Consider the following 18,150-nt stretch of genomic DNA (forward strand, 5'->3'; position numbering starts at 1 on the left):
GGTTTCGCAAGGCCGTCGTCACCTTGTAAGAGTGCGCGTCTCAGGTAGAACGGGGCCATGACAACGCTGACATACGACCTGCTGATCGTCGGGGGTGGCATCAACGGTTGCGCCATCGCGCGCGAGGCCGCGCTGAACGGCCTGCGCGTGCTGCTCGTGGAAAAGGGCGACCTGGCCGGGGCGACGTCGTCGGCGTCGACGAAGCTGATCCACGGCGGCCTGCGCTATCTGGAATATTACGACTTCAAGCTGGTGGCGGAGGCGCTGCGCGAGCGCGAGCGGCTGGTGAAGGCCGCGCCGCACATCATCCAGCCGATGCGCTTCGTCCTGCCGCACGAACACGCGGTGCGGCCGTGGTGGATGGTCCGCGCCGGGCTGTATCTGTACGATCTGCTGGGCGGGCGGATGACGTTGAAGCGGTCGCGGGGGCTACGCGCGAACGATACCGCCTATGTCGCGCCGCTGAAGGGTGGAGCGAAGGGTTTCGTCTATTCGGATGCGTTCGTCGACGATTCGCGGCTGACGGTGCTGAACGCGGTCGATGCGGCGGCGAACGGCGCGGAAATCGTGGTCGGCGTGGCGCTGGAAAGTGCGCGGCGCGAAGACAATCTGTGGCGCGCGGTCCTGTCGGATGGGCGGACGGTCGAAGCGTATGGTCTGGTCAATGCGGCCGGGCCGTGGGTCGCCGAGCTGCTTGGACGGCTTGGGATGAACGCGGCGGCCGGCGTGCGGCTGGTCAAGGGCAGCCATATCGTCGTGCCGAAACTGTACGACGGCACCCACGCCTATATTCTGCAACAACCCGACCGGCGGATCGTGTTTGCCATCCCCTATGAGGGCGGGACCGAGATCGGCACGACCGACATCCCCGTGGAGCGCCCCGAGGATGCGGTGATCGACGCAGACGAGATCGCCTATCTGTGCGAGGCGGCGAACCGGCATTTCGTGACGCAGATCACGCCCTCCGACGTGACGTCGACTTGGTCAGGCGTCCGGCCGCTGTACGACAACGGCGCGAGCGAGGCGCGGGCGGTAACGCGCGATTATGTGCTGGAACTGGATGACAGCGGCCCTGCCCTGCTGTCGGTATTCGGCGGCAAGATCACCACCGCGCGACATCTGGCCGAGGAAGCGGTGGCGAAGATCGCGCCGAAGATCGGCTGGGGGGTCCACCCCCGCACCCGCGCGCGCGTCTTTCCCGGCGGGATGATCGGCAACCTGCCCGACTGGATCGCGAAGGTTCAGGCGACCTGGCCCTTCCTTGGCGACGAACGCGCTGCGCGGATGGCGCGGGGCTATGGCGCGATGCTGGCCGAAATGCTGGACGGCATTACCGACGTAGCGGGCATGGGCGCGGACCTTGGCGGCGGGCTGACCGAGGTCGAGGCGCGCTGGATGCACGACCACGAATGGGCGCGGTCGCCTGAGGATGCGTTGATGCGCCGGTCGAAGATCGGCTTGCGGCTGAGCACGGACGAACGCGTGGCGTTCGATGCGTGGTGGGCGACCACGTTCGGCTGAGGCGTTACCCCAACCGCTGCGCTTTCGCCCAGGCAAGGAACAGGTCGGGCCATGCCGCGACCGGTTTGCCGACGGTGCCGCGCAGACCGAAACCGTGGCCGCCATGCGCGAACAGATGCGTCTCGACCGGCACCCCCGCCGCCTTCAACGCCGCGCGGAAGGCGACCGTGTTGCCGACATCGACGGTTCCGTCATCCTCGGCATGGAGCAGGAAGCAGGGTGGCGTGGTAGCGGTGACGTTCAGCGCGGTGCTATGCGCGCGCTCCTGCGCCGGGGTCCGGTTCGCCCCCAGCAGGCGGGCGCGCGACCCGGTATGGCCGAGCGGCAGCGTCATCGACTGGACGGCGTAGATCGGCGCGGCGGCGTCGGGCCGCGCGGACTGGCGATCAGCGGCATCGACCGGGGCATAGGTCCGCGCGTCGAACCGGGTCGCCAGATCGCCGCAGACGTGGCCGCCGGCGGAAAAGCCCATTGCCGCGATCCGGTCCGCGCGAAGGTCATAGATCCCGGCCCGCGCGCGGATCAGCCGCATCGCCCGCTGCGCATCGGACAGCGCCACGTCCGGCCCGGCCGCCCATCCGTCGCCCGGCAGGCGATAGAACAGCACGAACACCGTCCAGCCGCGCGCCGCCAGCCAGCGCGCGATTTCATACCCCTCCTTGTCGATAACGATGCGGACATAGCCGCCGCCGGGCATCACCAGCGCCGCCGATCCGTTGGGCACGGCGGGGCGGAACACGACCAGGCGCGGGGTCGCGATGCCGCTGACCGAACGGTCGGACAGCGCGGGATTCGTACTGCGCTGGGTGATGGTTTCGACCGGCGGCACAGGCGGCGCGCCGGGCGCACCGTTCGGCCAGAGGTCGATCGTCTCGACCGGGTCGGGCAGACGGCCGGTCGCGCCCGGCGGACGAGTCTGCGCGGTGGCACCGCCGGCGACCAGCGCGGTGGCAAGGGTGCCGAGCAGGGCGTGACGGCGGTCGATCATGGGGCGCGGGCCTTTACAATTGCCAACGAGTGGTCCGTCCTTGCGAGCGTCAGCGAAGCAATGACGGGATGGGGATGACGCGACATCATCCCCCACCCATCACATCTTGAACCGCGCGCCGGCCAGGAACGTGCGGCCGAAGTGGTTGTATTCATAGTTCCGGTTGGCATCGAGGTCGGTGTAGCGGCTGCGGTAATTGTCCGTCAGGTTGGTCCCCTCCAGCGAAATCTCGAAGCCCGGCGTGATCTTGTACCGGACCGACGCATCGACGTTCAGCGTGGAATTATACCCCTCGAAGATATTGCCGGTGCCGGAGCTTCCGTCGATATACGGGCTGCGATAGCTGACCGATCCACGGGCCGAGAACTTCGTGTCCTCGTAATACAGCGTCCCGTTATAGGCGCGCTTCGACAGGCCATATAGGGTTTCGGTCCGCGTCACGTTGACGAGCGCGCCGCCCGGCACCACCGCCGGGCCGCTCTGCACATAGGTCGCATCCGAATCCACGAAGGTCGCGTTGGCGATCATGCCGAAGTTCTTCAGGAACCCCGGCAGGAACCGGAACGTGCTCTGCAACGATAGTTCCAGCCCCTTCAGCGATGCGCCGCGGCCGTTGGTGATCGTGCTGATCTGCCACCCCTCGGGCCGCTCCACCATCGAGGCTGCGGGCGAGCTTGGCGGGATGACCGATGTCGGCAGGCCGGTCGAGGCGAAGGTGCCGCTGGTCGTGACCGAGACGGGGAAGCTTTCGACGGATTTCTTGAAGATCGCCACCGACAGGATCGACTGCGGCGCGAAATACCATTCCGCCGCCAGATCGTACGCCGTCGCGCGGAACGGTTCGAGCTGCGGATTGCCGAAGCTGATCCGGTAGTTGAACCCGTCGACCGATCCACCCGGCGTCAGGTTGCCGAGCGTCGGCCGCGTGATGACCTTGGCGATCGCGCCGCGCAGGATGATCTCGTCGGTCGGGAACAACGCGACGTTCATCGATGGCAACCAGTCGTCATAGGTCCGGTCGATCGTGACGGTCGCGCCGTTGTTCAGGCCAGTGGAAGTCTGCGCGGTGTGGGCATAGCGCATGCCCGCGTTGGCGGCGTAGCGCAGACCGAGGACGTCGCCTTTCACATCGACCTGGAAATAGCCGCCGGTCACTTCCTCGCGCACCGCCCGCGTATTGCCGGGGTCGATGACGGGCGTGCGGCCGTACAGATTGGTCAAAGCCGCCGACTTGTCGATGTTTGGAATGATCCAGGTCGTGGTCGTGCCGGCCGGCTGGCCGGCATTGCCCAGCGTGAAGCTTTCACCCAGGCCGGTCGCGGGCAGGCCGTACACCGCGCCGGGCGCGAACACCTGGTTCGATGCCGAGCAGGTGACAGCACCGATAACATTGTCCCGCGCCGGAGCCGCGAGCGTCGGGCAGACGACGGCATCACGGGTGAAGCCCTCTGTCTGGAAGTCGAACCGGCGGTACATGCCGCCGGCCTTCAGCTGAAAGCCCTCGGCAACGTCCCATTCGGCGCGCAGCTGGCCGGTGCGGAACTTGTTGATCGTGTTCGACGGGCGGTCGCGGATTTCGGCGAGCTGGAAATTGGCCTCGTCGGTGACGCTGGTGCCGAAGGTCAGCTTCGGCTGGAACATGTCGGAATAGTCGTAGGAATAATTACGGGCGGTGCGGTTGTCGAACACGAACGTCGTTTCGACCGGGATGCTGGCGGTCGATTTGGAGAAACCGCCCATCGCGGTAAAGCGGACCGTGTCGGTGACGTCCTGATCCCAGCTGCCGCCAAGCTGGTAGAATTCGGTCTTCGACTGGCGCAGATAATGTTCGGTGCGGACATAGGCGTCGTTCAGCGTGGCCGAAATCATGTTATTGTTGGCGTCATAGGTCGGATTGACGAGGTCGATCGAGCGTTCGTTCGACCGCAGCAGCACCTCCGCCCATTTTTCCTCGCGGCGTTCCTTGAAGCGCGAATACAGGCCGTCGATCGAGATCTTGGTCGCGTCGCTCGGCGCATATTGCACGCTGCCGGTGATGCCCAGCCGCTCGCGGCCGTGGAATACCTCGCCGTAGCGCGGGATGCGCGGGTGGAAGGCGAGTGCTGCCGTGTTGCACGCCGCACTCGGGCGATAGGTGCCGCCGGCATTGGACGACGGCACCGCGCTGGTGGCGCTGGTATAGAAGCAGGGCGTGCCGTTCACCGAATCGAACCGCGCCTGCGCCCAGCGGACGGTGTTGTTGCCCAGTTCCAGATTGTCGGTCTTGGTATAGGCCGCCGAAACCGCCACGCCGAACGTGCCGTCGGGCGACTTGTACGACAGCAGCCCGGCAAGCCGGGGCCGCGTATTTTCGCTCAGGTCGTTGTAGCTGGCCTGCGCCGACCCGACGAGCGTGAAGCCGGTCTTGCCGCCCAGCGGGTTGCCGGTGTTCAGGTCGACGACCGCGCCGAGCGACCCTTCGTCGAGTGAGGCCTCGGCGGTCTTGTGGACGACGATCGAGTTGAACAGTTCGGAGGCGAAGACGTTGAAATCGAACGCGCGGTCGCGGTTCGCGCTGGCCCCGTCGGTCGACGTCGCAACCGTTTCCAGCCCGTTGACGCGGACGCGGGTGAACTGCGCGCCGAGACCGCGGACGGTAATCGCGCGCCCCTCGCCGCCGTCACGCTGGATCGAGATGCCGGGAATACGCTGCAACGATTCGGCGAGGTTCTGATCCGGGAACTTGGCGATGTCCTCGGCGACGACCGCGTCGACCGCCGACACCGACTCGCGCTTGACGCTGAGTGCCGCATCGAGCGAGCGGCGGAAGCCTGTGACGACGATCTCGGCGGCCTCGCCATCGGCGATATCCTGCGGCGCGGATGGCGGGGCCATGGTCGCGGCGGGATCGACCGGCTGGCCGGCGGGGACGACCGCTGTCTGCGCGGGGGCGGGATCGACCTGCGCCGGCGTGCCGGGCGTCGCCGTATTCGGAATCTGTGCGGCCTGCGCGAAGGCGCTGGCCGGCATCGCCAGCGCCAGGATCAGCGTGCCTGCGGAAACGCCCCCGAGCCAGCGCGGCCCAAAAGAGCGCGGATGCCCGTTCGCCATTGCCTGAATGTCCATATGCTCCACTCCCCGTTCCGGCCGAAGCCGATGACACCGGTAGCGCGCAGCGATCGTCGATCGCGCGGCCACCACCTGATCTCAAATGGGGGAGTTCAGCCCGTCCGCAGTGACGCCACGGTGACGCCATCACGACGGGGGCAGATCGTCCTCTCCCGAACGGCCGGCTTTTGCTGGTCCGTTCCCCGCTTCCCTGTTCGCCTTAGGTAACCGGTGTCACAACAATGTCGAACGAGTCGGGCCGTGTCAACACACCCCCTCGACATTGATCGACGTTGAGACCGAAGCGGGTCGGCGGTCAGGTGCCGGGCTGGATATAGGGGACGCGCGCGAACAGCTCGCGCTGCCAGCGGCGGGGATCATTCTCCACGCGGCTGCGGACGTCGAAGATCATCGTCGCGCGGGTCTTGCGGTCGTGGCGCGGCCAGTGGCCCAGCCCCGCATGATCGGGGTCGCCGCGAGTCGCGAACGCGACGAAGCTGTCCTGCATCGCCGTCGACACGGCGCGGGCATCGGCCGCCATGCCGGTCTGCGACCCCTCAGCCCCCAAGGTGCCGAACACCAGCGGGATATCCATCGTGTGGAATGCGCCGCGCCCGGGGTCCGTGCGCGAGGTGAAATCAACCTGATAGACCCAGGCCGGAACACCCGCATCGGCCCGCGCCTCCGCCTCGATCACTTGGCCCCGCCAGCTGCGCCCGGCGGTGGTCGCGTCGTAGAAGATGTCGGTCGGTGACCAGGCGGGATAGCGCGCGCGGTATTGTGCCACGACCCATTCGGGCAATATGTCGATCTTCAGTTCAGGCGCCATCCGCTCGGCCAGATTGCTCCAGTCGAGCCCGCGCACCTTGGGCGAGTCGATCGACAGGAAGGCACGCGTCTCGTCATGCGTGTTGCCCAGCATCATCGGGATGCGGTTGCTCAAGGGGTTGGCGTCGGGCCAGAACGGATGGCGCGTCAGCCACGTCATGTCGAGCACCGGCCCGAAATACACGCCGCCGCCCATGACCGGATCTGGCGCCGACAACCCCTCGACCAGCCGCTCCACCGGCATCGTCAGCAGTGGCGACAGGTCGCCGGCACCCACGCCCAGTTTCGCCAGATAGGCGCGCGCCCGCTCTGTCGCGTGCAGCGGGCCGGATGCCGTCACCTGTTGCCCGCTCATCGTCGCGGCACGGTGGAACAGGCCTGCGGCGGCGGACATGCCCATCAGCGTCGCGATCTTGGCCCCGCCGCCCGACTGGCCGAAGACCATCACCCGGTTCGGGTCACCACCGAAGGCGGCGATGTTGTCCCGCACCCATTGCAGCGCGAGGATCAGGTCGAGTTGCCCCGCATTGCCGCTGTCGGGAAACCGGTCCGACAGCCGCGCGAGATAGAGATAGCCCAGCGCGTTCAGCCGGTGGTTGACCGTCACGACCACGCAATCGCCCCGCGCCGCCAGCGCCCGCCCGTCATTCTGCGGATCGGTGACGCTGCCGTTCGCATAGGCCCCGCCGTGGATGTAGAGCATCACCGGCCTGCGCGCGCGGGCGTCCGCGTCGGCGGTCCAGACGTTCAGGAACAGGCAGTCCTCCGACTGCGGACCATAAGGCCCGGTCTGCGGACAGACCGGACCGAAGTCCTGCGCGGGCCGGATCCTTCCCGGCGTCGCCACCGCGACCGGCGCGCGGAAGCGTTCGGCGCGGCCATAGCGGATACCGCGAAATGCCAGCACCTGCCCGTCGGACGTGCCGGTGAAGTCGCCCGCGGGCGCGCGGACGACCGGAGGACTCATCGCGCGCGCGGCCGTGCCGGCCAGCAGCAGGGACGCCCCCGCCCCGGCGATCGCACCACGACGGGACCAGCCGTCCCCGGATTCATCGCCGGACATCAAGCCCGCCGGCCAGATACGCATCGACATCGGCCTGCCGGAACAGCGAAGCATCGCCGGGCAGCGAGTGCTTCAGCGCCGCGAGCGCAAGTCCGATCCGCGCCACGTCGGCAAGGTCCGCGCCGGAGCGGATACCGTGCAGCACGCCGGCCGCGAACGCATCGCCGCCGCCGATCCGGTCGACGATACCGGCCAGCACGACTTCATCGGTCTGGACGTGCGCGTCGCGGGTGTCGATCCGCGCCGACAGCCGGTGCAGGTCGACATGCTCGACATGCCGCGCGGTCGAGGCGATCGTCCGGAGCCTGGGAAACGCCGCGAACGCCGCCTCAGCCGCTTCACGCCGACGATCCTCGGCGTCGGCGGAAAAGTCACGGCCCAGCAGCAGCGCGATGTCGCGGTGGTTGCCGAACATCAGGTCGGCATGTTCGACCAGCCGGGTCAGGATCGCGCGCGGGTCGGAGTCCCAGCGTTCCCACAATTTGCCACGCCAGTTGCCGTCGAACGACACCGGGATGCCGCGCGCGCTCGCCGCCTCGACCGCCGCGATCGCGCTGTCGGCCGGGACCGGTCCCAGCGCGGGCGTGATGCCCGACAGATGCAGCCGGTCGACCCCGTCCAGCAATGTATCCCAGTCCCATGCCGCGACGGGCGCCTGCGCGAAGGACGACCAGGCGCGGTCGTAAATCACTTCGGTGGCGCGCATCCCCGCCCCCGACGTGACGAAATACAGCCCTATCCGGTCTCCACCGGTGACGATATGACGGGTATCGACGCCGTGCCCGCGCAGGCAAGCGATCGCCGATCGGCCAAGGTCGTTGTCGGGCACCATCGTCGCCATGCCGACGTCATGGCCAAGCCGCGCCAGCTGGGTGACGACATTGGCCTCGGCACCCGCGACCCATACGTCGAGTCTGGGCGTCTGGAGCAGCAGTTCACGGCCCGGCGGCGACAGACGCAGCATGATTTCGCCAAATGCCAGGAATGTCGCCATGTCTCTCTCCCTGATCTTCGCCCAAGCCGGGGAAGATCGTCCATATTAGCGCGCCAGCCAACCGCCATCGACGGCCAGGATATGCCCCTGGACGTAATTCGCCGCCGCCGACGACAGGAACACCGCCGCCCCGCCAAGGTCGCCGGCATCGCCCCATTTGCCCGCCGGAATACGGTCGAGGATGCTCTTGTTGCGAGCCTCGTCCGCCTGCAATGCGGCGGTGTTGTTGGTGGCGATATAGCCCGGAGCGATCGCGTTGACGTTGATGCCCTTGGCCGCCCATTCGTTCGCCAGCAGCTTGGTCAGACCGCCGATGCCGGATTTGGACGCGGTGTAGCTCGGCACGCGGATGCCGCCCTGGAATGTGAGCATCGAGGCGATGTTGACGATCTTGCCAGAGCCTTGCGCGATCATGTGCCGCCCGGCGGCCTGGCAGAGGAAGAACACCGATTTCAGGTTCGTGTCGATCACCGCGTCCCAGTCCGCCTCGCTGAAATCGACCGCGTCGGCGCGGCGGATGATGCCGGCGTTGTTGACGAGGATGTCGAGACCGCCAAGCGCGGCGACGGTCTCATCGACCACGCGCTGCACCGGTTCGATGGTCGACAGGTCGGCCGACACGATGACCGCGCGGCGGCCGAGATTACGGATCATGCCGGCGGTATCGTCGGCCGGGGTGCGGCCAACACAGGCGATATCGGCACCGGCGGCGGCCAGCGCGACCGCGATCGCCTGACCGATGCCGGTGTTGGCCCCGGTCACGATGGCGACCTTGCCGGTCAGGTCGAAGGGGCTTGGGACGGCGGAGTTGGTCATGCTGAACTCTCCCCCCTCCCGCTCGGGCGGGAGGGGTCGGGGGTGGGCGGGCGGTGCGCTTGGCCGCATCGGACGGGAGGTGGAACGAAGGCCCACCCCCAGCCCCTCCCGCCATGCGGGAGGGGCGATGCGGTTACGCGAGCTGGCAGATGTCCAGCACGTTCATGTCGGTATAGTCCTGATTCTCGCCGGCCATCGCCCAGATGAAGGCATAGGCCTTGGTCCCCGACCCCATGTGGATCGACCAGGGCGGGCTGATGACCGCTTCCTCGTTGGCCATGACGATGTGCCGCATCGCCTCGCCCTCACCCATGTAGTGGAAGACGCGGTCGCTGGGGCCGTCCAGCTCGAAGTAGAAATAGATCTCGCTGCGCCGCTCGTGGATGTGCGGGGGCATCGTGTTCCACACCGACCCCGGCTTCAGCACAGTCAGGCCCATGACCAGCTGCGCGCTGTCGCAGATGCCGGGGATGACCATCTGATAGATCGTCCGCTCGTTCGATTCCTCCAGGCTGCCACGCTCCAGCGTGGTCGCGTCGCCGACCGAGATGACCCGCGTCGTGAACGCCTTGTGCGCCGGGCAGGACGCCAGATAGAAGCGCGCGCCATCGCCGGAAAACTGCACGTCCTTCGCGCCCATCGTCACATACAGGCAATCCTTGTTGCCCAGCGTGAACGCTTCGCCATCGACGGTCACGGTGCCGTCGGTCTTGCCGACATTGACCACCGCCAGTTCGCGCCGCTCCAGGAACGGGTGACCCGCCGCCGATGCCGGCGCGGTCTGGTCGGGCAGCTTCACGCTGCCATTGGCGACCGCGACGCCGCCGATCACGAAGCGTTCGGCATGCGTGTAGTTCAGCACGCATTCGCCATCGCGGAACAGGTTCTGGATCAGATACCGGTCGCGCAACTCGTCGTTGGACACGCATTCCATCATGTCGGGGTGGGTGGCGTAATAGGTGCGGTCGAACATGGTCTGCTCCGGTCGATGCGACGCGCCGACAGGGCCGCGTCCAGAAAAATGATAGGCAGGCAATTGCATATATTGGAACGTTATCCCACAGGATTATCGTCGATCCGGTAGGCGCGCCGGACGAGTCCGCTGGTCAGTTCGTGAGCCAGATCGGCGGCCTCCCAATCCTCCAGCCGATGCTCGGCGACCAGACGGGCGAGAAAACCGCAGTCGATCCGCCGCGCGACGTCGTGACGGGCGGGAATCGACAGAAAGGCGCGCGTGTCGTCGTTGAAGCCGACGGTGTTGTAGAAGCCCGCTGTCTCGGTCGTCATCTCACGGAACCGGCGCATCCCCTCGGGACTGTCGTGGAACCACCAGCTCGGCCCCAGTTTCAGGCACGGGTAATGCCCGGCCAGCGGGGCCAGTTCGCGGGCATAGGTGCTTTCGTCCAGCGTGAAGAGGATGATCGACAGCGCGGTCGATGTCCCGAACCGGTCGAGCAGCGGTTTGAGCGCATGGACGTAATCGGTGCGGGTCGGAATATCCGCCCCCTTGTCGCGCCCGTGACTGGCGAACAGGCCGGCATTGTGGTTGCGCGACGATCCGGGATGGATCTGCATCACCATGCCGTCCTCGACGCTCATGCCCGCCATTTCGGTCAGCATCTGCGCGCGGAACAGTTCGGCATCGGCCGGCGTCCAGTCGCCACCGACGATCCGGGTGAACAACGCCTCGCATTCGGTGACGGACAGGTTGGCGGTCGCGGCGGTCGGATGGCCATGGTCAGTCGCGGTGGCCCCGGCGGCGCGGAAATCGGCGCGGCGCTTGCGATGCGCGGCAAGATAGCCCTGCCAGCCATGCACGTCCTCGCCGGTCAGGTCGCCGAACCGCGCAAGCGCGCCGGCGAACTGTTCATGTTCGACGTCGATGACGCCATCGGGTCGATAGGTGGTGACGACGCGACCCTGCCAGCCGCTCGCGCGGATCCGGTGATGCGCGTCGAGGCTGTCATGCGCGCCCTCGGTCGTGGCCAGGAAGTCGATGCGGAACCGGTCGAACAGCGCGCGCGGGCGGAATGCGTCGGTTGCCAGTTTCTCGCCGATCGTGTCGTAATACAGGTCGGCCGTCGTCGGCGCGAACGCCTGCGTCATGCCGAACACGTCGGCGAACACATGATCGAGCCACATCCGCGACGGCGTGCCCCGGAACAGGTGATAATGATCGGCCAGCAGCCGCCATGCGGCGCGGGTATCGGTCGCGGATACGCCCGCCCGGCTCGGGATCGCCAGCGAATCCAGGTCGACGCCCTGGCTGTACAGCATGCGATAAAGATAATGGTCGGGCGCGAGCAGCAGCGTCGTCGCATCGGTCCACGCGGCGTTGTCCGCGAACCAGGTCGGATCCGTGTGGCCGTGCGGACTGACGATCGGCAGATCGGCGACGGTCGCGTACAGCGCGCGCGCGATCGACCGCGTCGATGGATCCGCCGGGAAAAGACGGTCCGGATGCAGTTCCAGGGCCCGTACCATCGTTCATCCTCCCTACCGCTTCTTCGCGAGCGTGCATCACGCCGGTAACCGGTGTCACGACATCAAGCAACCGTGAAGTGACTAGTCCCAGCCGACACCACCCGTCAAACCCCGTCGTCGAACGGCGCCGCCACCGACCCGCGCCGGATCAGCGTCGACAGGAACAGCGACGGCTCCTCGATCACGTCGCCGCCATCCTCGCCGGCGATCAGTTTCAAAGCGGCGGATCGCGCCATCGACGCGATCGGCCAGCGCACCGTCGTCAGCGGCGGCCAGACATGCGCGGCGATCGGCGTGTCGTCGAAGCCGACGATCGACAGGTCGCGCGGAATATCCAGCCCGCGCTGGCGCGCGGCGTGGATGATCCCGGCCGCCATTTCATCGTTCGACGAAAAGATCGCGGTCGGGCGGGGCATGACGTCGAGCAGCCGTTCGGCGGCGACCAGCCCGGATTCGAAGGTGTAGTTGCCATCGGCGATCATGCTGCGCGGCAGGGCGATCCCGGCGGCGGCCAGCGCGTCCTCGAACCCCAGCCGCCGTTCGTGCGCGGATCGGAAACCGTGCGGCCCGGCGACCAGACCGATCCGCCGATGCCCCTGCCGGATCAGATATTCGGTCGCGGCACGCACCGCCTCCCGGTCGTTCGAGGCGACCATGTGGTCGGCGTCGTCGATCACCGCCGACCCCATGCGGACATAGCGGCAGCCGATCGAGTCGCACAGCGCCGCCACCGAATCATTCTCGCTGACCGGCGGCATCAGCAGGACACCGAACAGCCGCTGGCGTTCCAGAAAGTGGCGCAAATCGTCGAGCATGGTCGCCGAGCCGCGATTGAGCGGCCGCACGACCATTTCGAACTCCGATCCCTGCAGCGCCTCCAGCATGCCCTGCTGCACGTTCAGCACGGTCTGCGCATTGGGGTTGTCGTGGACCAGGCCGATCAGGAAATTGCGCCGCAGCGCCAGCGCGCGTGCCTGCGGGTTGGGAATATAGCCAAGGTTGCCGATCACCTCCTCGACCCGCTTGCGGGTGTCGTCGTTCAGCAACGGCGACCGGTTGATGACGCGGCTGACCGTCTTCTTGGAGACGCCCGCGATCCGGGCCACGTCGTTGATCGTCGGCTGACCGGTTTTCTGCATAGATGCATTGCATAGCCCGAACGGATATGAACGGCCAGCCTTGCCGAATCGGATACGGACGCGCATGGATCGTGACACCGGTTACCAGATATAAAGAGGATGCCATGGCCAAGGCCCTGCGGGTCGATCCGCATGACAGCGTGGCGACGCTGCTTGAAGATGCCCGGCGCGGCGACGTGATCCTCGACGGCGCGGATGCGACCATCCTGGCGGCCGACGTGCCGCGCGGCCACAAGGTCGCGGTGATACCGGTCGCGGCGGGATCGCCCGTCGCGAAATACGGTTTTCCGATCGGGCTTGCCACCTGCGCGATCCCGGCGGGCGCGCATGTCCACACGCACAACCTGAAGACCGGCCTCGAAGGCACGCTGGCTTACCGCTACAGCCCGGTCGCCGCCGCTGCCCTGCCCGACCAGCCGGTCCCGTCGTTCGACGGCTATGTCCGCGCCAACGGCCGGGTGGGAACCCGCAACGAAATCTGGATCCTGTCGACCGTCGGCTGTGTCGCCCGCACCGCCGAGCGCATTGCCGCAAAAGCCGCCGGCCTCGTCGGCGATCTGGTCGACGGCGTCCACGCCTTCACCCATCCGCATGGCTGCTCGCAGCTGGGTCAGGATCTGGCCGGCACCCGCACGATCATGGCAAACCTGGCGAACCACCCGAATGCGGGCGGCGTGCTGATCGTCGGGTTGGGATGCGAGGAAAACCAGATCGCCGCGCTGATGGCCGAAATCCCGCCCTCGCGCCACGCGATGATCCGCACGCTGACGACCCAGGCCAGCGACGACGAAATCGCGGAAGGATGCCGGCTGGTCGCCGAGCTGGCCGTCCTTGCCGCCGCGCCGCGAACGGCGGTCGGGCTGGACCGGCTGGTGCTGGGCGTCAAATGCGGCGGATCGGACGGACTGTCTGGCCTGACCGCCAACCCGCTGGTCGGGCGGATGAGCGACCGCGTCGCCGCCGCCGGCGGTCGGGTCATCGCCACTGAAATCCCCGAGATCTTTGGCGCGGAACAGATGCTGATGAACCGCGCCGCCGACACAGGGATATTCGACCGGGTCGTTGCCGTGGTGAACGACTTCAAGCAGTATTTCCTCGACCACGGTGAACCGGTGTCCGAAAATCCCTCCCCCGGCAATGTCGCGGGCGGCATCACCACGCTGGAGGAAAAGTCGCTCGGCGCGGTGCAGAAGGCGGGCCACGCCCAGCTGTCCGACGTGATCGGCTACGGCGAACAGGTGCGCGGCCCCGGCCTCACCCTGCTGGAGGCGCCGGGCAACGATGCGGTGTCGTCGACCGCGCTGGCGGCGGCGGGCGCGACGGTCATCCTGTTCACCACCGGGCGCGGCACGCCGCTGGGCTTCCCGGTGCCGACGATCAAGATCGCGTCCAACACCGATCTCGCCACCCGCAAGCCGGGCTGGATCGATTTCGATGCGGGTGCGGTCCTGGACGACGGGATGGCGGCAACCGGCGACGCGCTGCTCGACCGGATCATCGCCATCGCAGGCGGTGTCGAGACGGCAGCCGAACGCAACGGCGAACGCGAAATCGCGATCTGGAAACGGGGTATAACGCTATGATCCGCCTGTCCCATGCGACCCTGGACCGACTGCCCGTCGATATCGCGACACCTCGCGACCGTCCGGCCGGCGGGGTCGGCATCGTTCATTTCGGCCCCGGCGCGTTCCACCGCGCGCATCAGGCGGCGTATATCGACCAACTGCTGGCCGACGATCCGCGCTGGGGCATCGCGGCGGTGTCTTTGCGGACGCGCGGCACGGTCGATGCGCTGGCGGCGCAGGACGGATTGTACACGCTGGCCATTCGCGATGCCGAACCCGCGATGCGGGTGATCGGCGCGCATCGGGCGTTCCTGGGGCCGGAGGATGCGGCGCGGACGCTGGCGTTGCTGGCCGATCCGGCGGTGGCGCTGGTGACGACGACGGTCACGGAAAAGGGCTATTGCCTGGCCGGCGACGGCACGCTGGATCTGGCGCATCCCGATATCGTCCACGACCTTGCCCGATCCGCCACCCCGCGCAGCGTCGTCGGCTGGATCGTCGCCGGACTGGCGGCGCGCAAAGGTGCCGGCACCCGACCCTTCACGCCGATGCCGTGCGACAATCTGGCCAGCAACGGCCCCAAGCTGAAGGCGGCACTGGTCGCATTCGCGCGGGCCGGTGATCCGTCGCTCGCCGACTGGATCGACGGCGAGGTCCGCGTGCCGTCGACGATGGTCGATTCGATCACGCCGGCCAGCGATGCCGGGCTGGAGGCCGATGTTGCCACGACCCTGGGCGTCATCGACCGCGCGCCCGTCCAGCGCGAGACGTTCACCCAGTGGGTGATCGAGGATAGCGGCCGGCCGATCGGCCCCGATCTGGGTGCGGCGGGGGCGACGATCACCGACGACGTGGCGGGGTATGAACAGGCCAAGCTCAGGATCCTGAACGGTGCCCATTCGACCCTGGCCTATGCCGGCCTGTTGCGCGGGGCGACCAGCGTTGCCGACGCGATGCGCGACGCCGATCTGGCGGACTTCGTCGATGCAATGATCGCGCGCGATATCATCCCGATGCTCGCACCGGTGCGCGGGCTGGACATCCAGGCGTACCGCGCCGCCGTGCTGCAACGGTTCCGCAATCCGGTGATCGTCCACCGGCTCGACCAGATCGCGCAGGACGGATCGCAGAAGCTGCCCTACCGGCTCGGCGACAGCCTGATCGCCAATCGGCGGGCGGGGCGGATGCCTACGCGGATCGTCGCCGCATTCGGGGCGTGGGTCGCGTTCCTGATCCAACGGACACACGACGGCGGGCCGATCGTCGATCCGGCGGCGGACACGCTGAAAGTAATTGCGGCGGATGGCGACGCGGCGGCGGTGGTCGCCCGTCTGGCCGAACGCGGACTTGGCATCCCGCGCCTCGCGCAGGACGACGCGACGCTGCTGACCGCCTTGCAACGCGCCGCTGCAGCCGCGCAAGCGGGCGACTGGGCGACAATCTTCGCCGAATGACGGCATGCGCTTGTCAATGACACCGGTTTCCCATACGCTGCGGTCAACGATAAAAACGACAGGAGAGGTCCCTTGGCGATACAGCCGATCACGACCGACATGACGACCGCGATCGCCCGGCGCTTCGTCGCGGCGCGGCGCGACGGCACGGCGCTGCCCGAGTTTCCGGGTCAGGTGCCAGCGACGCTGGCGGAGGGGTATGCCGTGCAGGACGCGGCGCTCGCGCTGACCGATGGCGTCGTCGCGGGCTGGAAGGTCGGCCGGATCAACCCGCCGCTGAACGGCGTGGATCGCCTCGCCGGCCCGATCTTCGCCGATCAGGTCTTCACCGCCGACGGCGCCGAACCCTGCGCCATGCCGGTCTTCGCCGACGGGTTCGCGGCAGCCGAGGCGGAGTTCCTGCTGCGGATCGGCACCGCGCCCGATTTGGCCAAAACCGACTACACCATCGACGAGGCGCGGACGCTGATCGACGCGGTCCATGTCGGCATCGAGATCGCCAGTTCCCCCTTCCCCGGCATCAACGCGCTGGGGGCGACCGTTACCGTGTCCGATTTCGGCAACAACAACGGGCTGGTCGTCGGCGACGATGCCGCCGGCTGGCGTGATGGCGACATCAACGCCTGGCCGGTCGAACTGTGGATCAACGACGCGCGGATCGGCGCGGCGACGACCGCGACGATGCTCGACGGCCCGTTCGGCGCGGCGCGCTATCTGTTCGAGCATCTGGCGCGCCGTGGTATCGCGCTGACACCGGGTCAGTGGATCTCGACCGGCGCGGTCACCGGCGTCCATCCGGTGCAGGTCGGCGACCGGGTCGAGGCCCGCTTCGACGGGCGGTTCTCCGTCCACTGCACGATCAAGGCCCGATAGAGGCGCATCACGAGGGGAAGACCAATGGCAATCGTGGATACGCCGGAGGTCACCGGCGCGGCGGGCCGGATCGGACGCTATCGCTGGCTCATCTGCAGCCTGCTGTTCGCGGCGACCGCGATCAACTATGTCGACCGGCAGATGATCGGCGTGCTGAAACCGACCATTTCGGCCGAACTCGGCTGGAACGAAACGACCTATGCCGACGTCATCTTCTGGTTCCAGGCCGCTTATGCGATCGGCTACTTAAGCTTCGGCAGGATCGTCGACGTGCTGGGCGCGCGGATCGGTTATTCGGTTGCCTTCGTCATCTGGACGCTGGGCCACACGCTGTGCGGCTTTGCCGGCAACGCCTTCCAGTTTTCCGCCGCGCGCGTCGTGCTTGGCCTTGGCGAGGCGGGCAACTTCCCGTCCGGAATCAAGGCGGTGTCGGAATGGTTTCCGGCGCGTGAGCGTGCCTTCGCCACCGGCGTGTTCAACGCGGGCGCGAACATCGGCGCGGTCATCACGCCGCTGATCGTGCCGATCATCACGATCGCGTTCGGATGGCGCATGGCGTTCATCATCACTGGCGCGATCAGCCTGATCTGGCTGGTCGCCTGGATCGCGATCTATCGCCGCCCGCGGGAAGTCGCCAAGCTGTCGGCGGCCGAACTGGCACATATCGAAAGCGATCCGGCGGACCCCGCCGAAAAGATCGGCTGGCTGAAGCTGCTGGGCTACCGCGAAACCTGGGCCTATGCGCTGGGCAAGTTCCTGATCGACCCGATCTGGTGGCTGTTCCTGTTCTGGACGCCGGATTTCCTGGCAAAGACGTACAATCTCGACCTGAAGAGCTTCGGCCCGCCGCTGGTCGTCATCTACATCATTTCCGATCTGGGCAGCGTGGCCGGCGGCTGGTCGTCATCGAAACTGATGAAGCGTGGGTACAGCGCCAATTTCGCGCGGAAGATCACGATGCTGGTCTGTGCGTTCGCGGTCATGCCGATCTTCTTCGCGCAATATGTCGACAATCTCTGGCTCGCGGTGGGGATCGTCGGGCTGGCGACGGCGGCGCATCAGGCGTTCTCAGCCAATCTCTACACGATCCCATCGGACATGTTCCCGCGCGGGGCGGTCGGGTCGGTGGTCGGCATCGGCGGCACGGTCGGCGCGATCGGCGGCATGATGATGGCCAAGTTCACCGGCTATGTCCTGCAGACGACGGGCAGCTACACGCTGATCTTCGCGGTGGCGGGCAGCACGTATCTGATCGCGATCACCGTCGTCCATCTGCTGTCGCCGCGCCTCGCCCGGGTCGAACCACGCTGACCACACCGATCGCCGGAGAGACGGGGT

At 67.3% G+C, this 18,150-nt stretch carries 13 protein-coding genes; 5 read left to right on the forward strand and 8 right to left on the reverse strand.

Features of this window, described 5'->3' with window-relative positions; all coding sequences use genetic code 11:
- The first annotated feature begins 57 nt into the window (after window positions 1-57).
- Window positions 58-1,521, forward strand: a complete 1,464-nt coding sequence (gene glpD, locus ASE75_RS07955; protein WP_235512555.1) for a glycerol-3-phosphate dehydrogenase — start codon at window positions 58-60, stop codon at window positions 1,519-1,521.
- 4 nt (window positions 1,522-1,525) lie between these two features.
- Here glpD and ASE75_RS07960 read toward each other — a convergent pair whose 3' ends face one another.
- The 8 genes from ASE75_RS07960 to ASE75_RS07995 all read right to left on the reverse strand — a co-directional run bounded on the left by ASE75_RS07960 (window position 1,526) and on the right by ASE75_RS07995 (window position 12,920).
- A complete protein-coding gene (locus ASE75_RS07960; protein WP_055931589.1) occupies window positions 1,526-2,509 on the reverse strand; it encodes an alpha/beta hydrolase in 984 nt (327 codons plus the stop codon).
- Window positions 2,510-2,608: 99 nt separating this feature from the next.
- Window positions 2,609-5,614 (reverse strand): TonB-dependent receptor, encoded by a 3,006-nt coding sequence (locus ASE75_RS07965; RefSeq protein WP_235512556.1) that lies wholly within the window; start codon window positions 5,612-5,614, stop codon window positions 2,609-2,611.
- 298 nt (window positions 5,615-5,912) lie between these two features.
- A complete protein-coding gene (locus ASE75_RS07970; protein WP_235512557.1) occupies window positions 5,913-7,511 on the reverse strand; it encodes a carboxylesterase/lipase family protein in 1,599 nt (532 codons plus the stop codon).
- Window positions 7,474-8,481, reverse strand: coding sequence for a sugar kinase (locus ASE75_RS07975; protein WP_055931592.1), 1,008 nt, complete (start codon window positions 8,479-8,481; stop codon window positions 7,474-7,476). Before ASE75_RS07975 ends, ASE75_RS07970 begins: the two co-directional genes overlap by 38 nt.
- Window positions 8,482-8,526: 45 nt before the next feature.
- Entirely contained in the window at window positions 8,527-9,297 is a 771-nt protein-coding gene (gene kduD / locus ASE75_RS07980; RefSeq protein ID WP_055931595.1) for a 2-dehydro-3-deoxy-D-gluconate 5-dehydrogenase KduD, read from the reverse strand.
- Between the two features lie 133 nt (window positions 9,298-9,430).
- On the reverse strand, window positions 9,431-10,270 hold the full coding sequence (kduI, locus tag ASE75_RS07985; protein ID WP_055931598.1) for a 5-dehydro-4-deoxy-D-glucuronate isomerase: 840 nt from the start codon (window positions 10,268-10,270) through the stop codon (window positions 9,431-9,433).
- 80 nt (window positions 10,271-10,350) lie between these two features.
- Entirely contained in the window at window positions 10,351-11,781 is a 1,431-nt protein-coding gene (uxaC, locus tag ASE75_RS07990) for a glucuronate isomerase (protein ID WP_055931601.1), read from the reverse strand.
- Window positions 11,782-11,885: 104 nt separating this feature from the next.
- Entirely contained in the window at window positions 11,886-12,920 is a 1,035-nt protein-coding gene (locus tag ASE75_RS07995) for a LacI family DNA-binding transcriptional regulator (RefSeq protein ID WP_055931604.1), read from the reverse strand.
- Between the two features lie 104 nt (window positions 12,921-13,024).
- Between ASE75_RS07995 and ASE75_RS08000 the strand changes: the two genes are divergently transcribed.
- From ASE75_RS08000 to ASE75_RS08015, 4 genes are all read left to right on the forward strand, one after another.
- Window positions 13,025-14,503, forward strand: a complete 1,479-nt coding sequence (locus ASE75_RS08000; protein WP_055931607.1) for a UxaA family hydrolase — start codon at window positions 13,025-13,027, stop codon at window positions 14,501-14,503.
- Window positions 14,500-15,939 (forward strand): mannitol dehydrogenase family protein, encoded by a 1,440-nt coding sequence (locus ASE75_RS08005; RefSeq protein ID WP_055931610.1) that lies wholly within the window; start codon window positions 14,500-14,502, stop codon window positions 15,937-15,939. The genes ASE75_RS08000 and ASE75_RS08005 overlap by 4 nt, the downstream gene beginning before the upstream one ends.
- A 99-nt stretch (window positions 15,940-16,038) precedes the next feature.
- On the forward strand, window positions 16,039-16,812 hold the full coding sequence (locus ASE75_RS08010; RefSeq protein ID WP_055932193.1) for a 2-keto-4-pentenoate hydratase: 774 nt from the start codon (window positions 16,039-16,041) through the stop codon (window positions 16,810-16,812).
- Between the two features lie 24 nt (window positions 16,813-16,836).
- Entirely contained in the window at window positions 16,837-18,123 is a 1,287-nt protein-coding gene (locus tag ASE75_RS08015; RefSeq protein WP_055931613.1) for an MFS transporter, read from the forward strand.
- The last annotated feature ends 27 nt before the right edge of the window (window positions 18,124-18,150 follow it).

The sequence above is a fragment of the Sphingomonas sp. Leaf17 genome (genome assembly GCF_001421505.1).
GTDB lineage: Bacteria > Pseudomonadota > Alphaproteobacteria > Sphingomonadales > Sphingomonadaceae > Sphingomonas.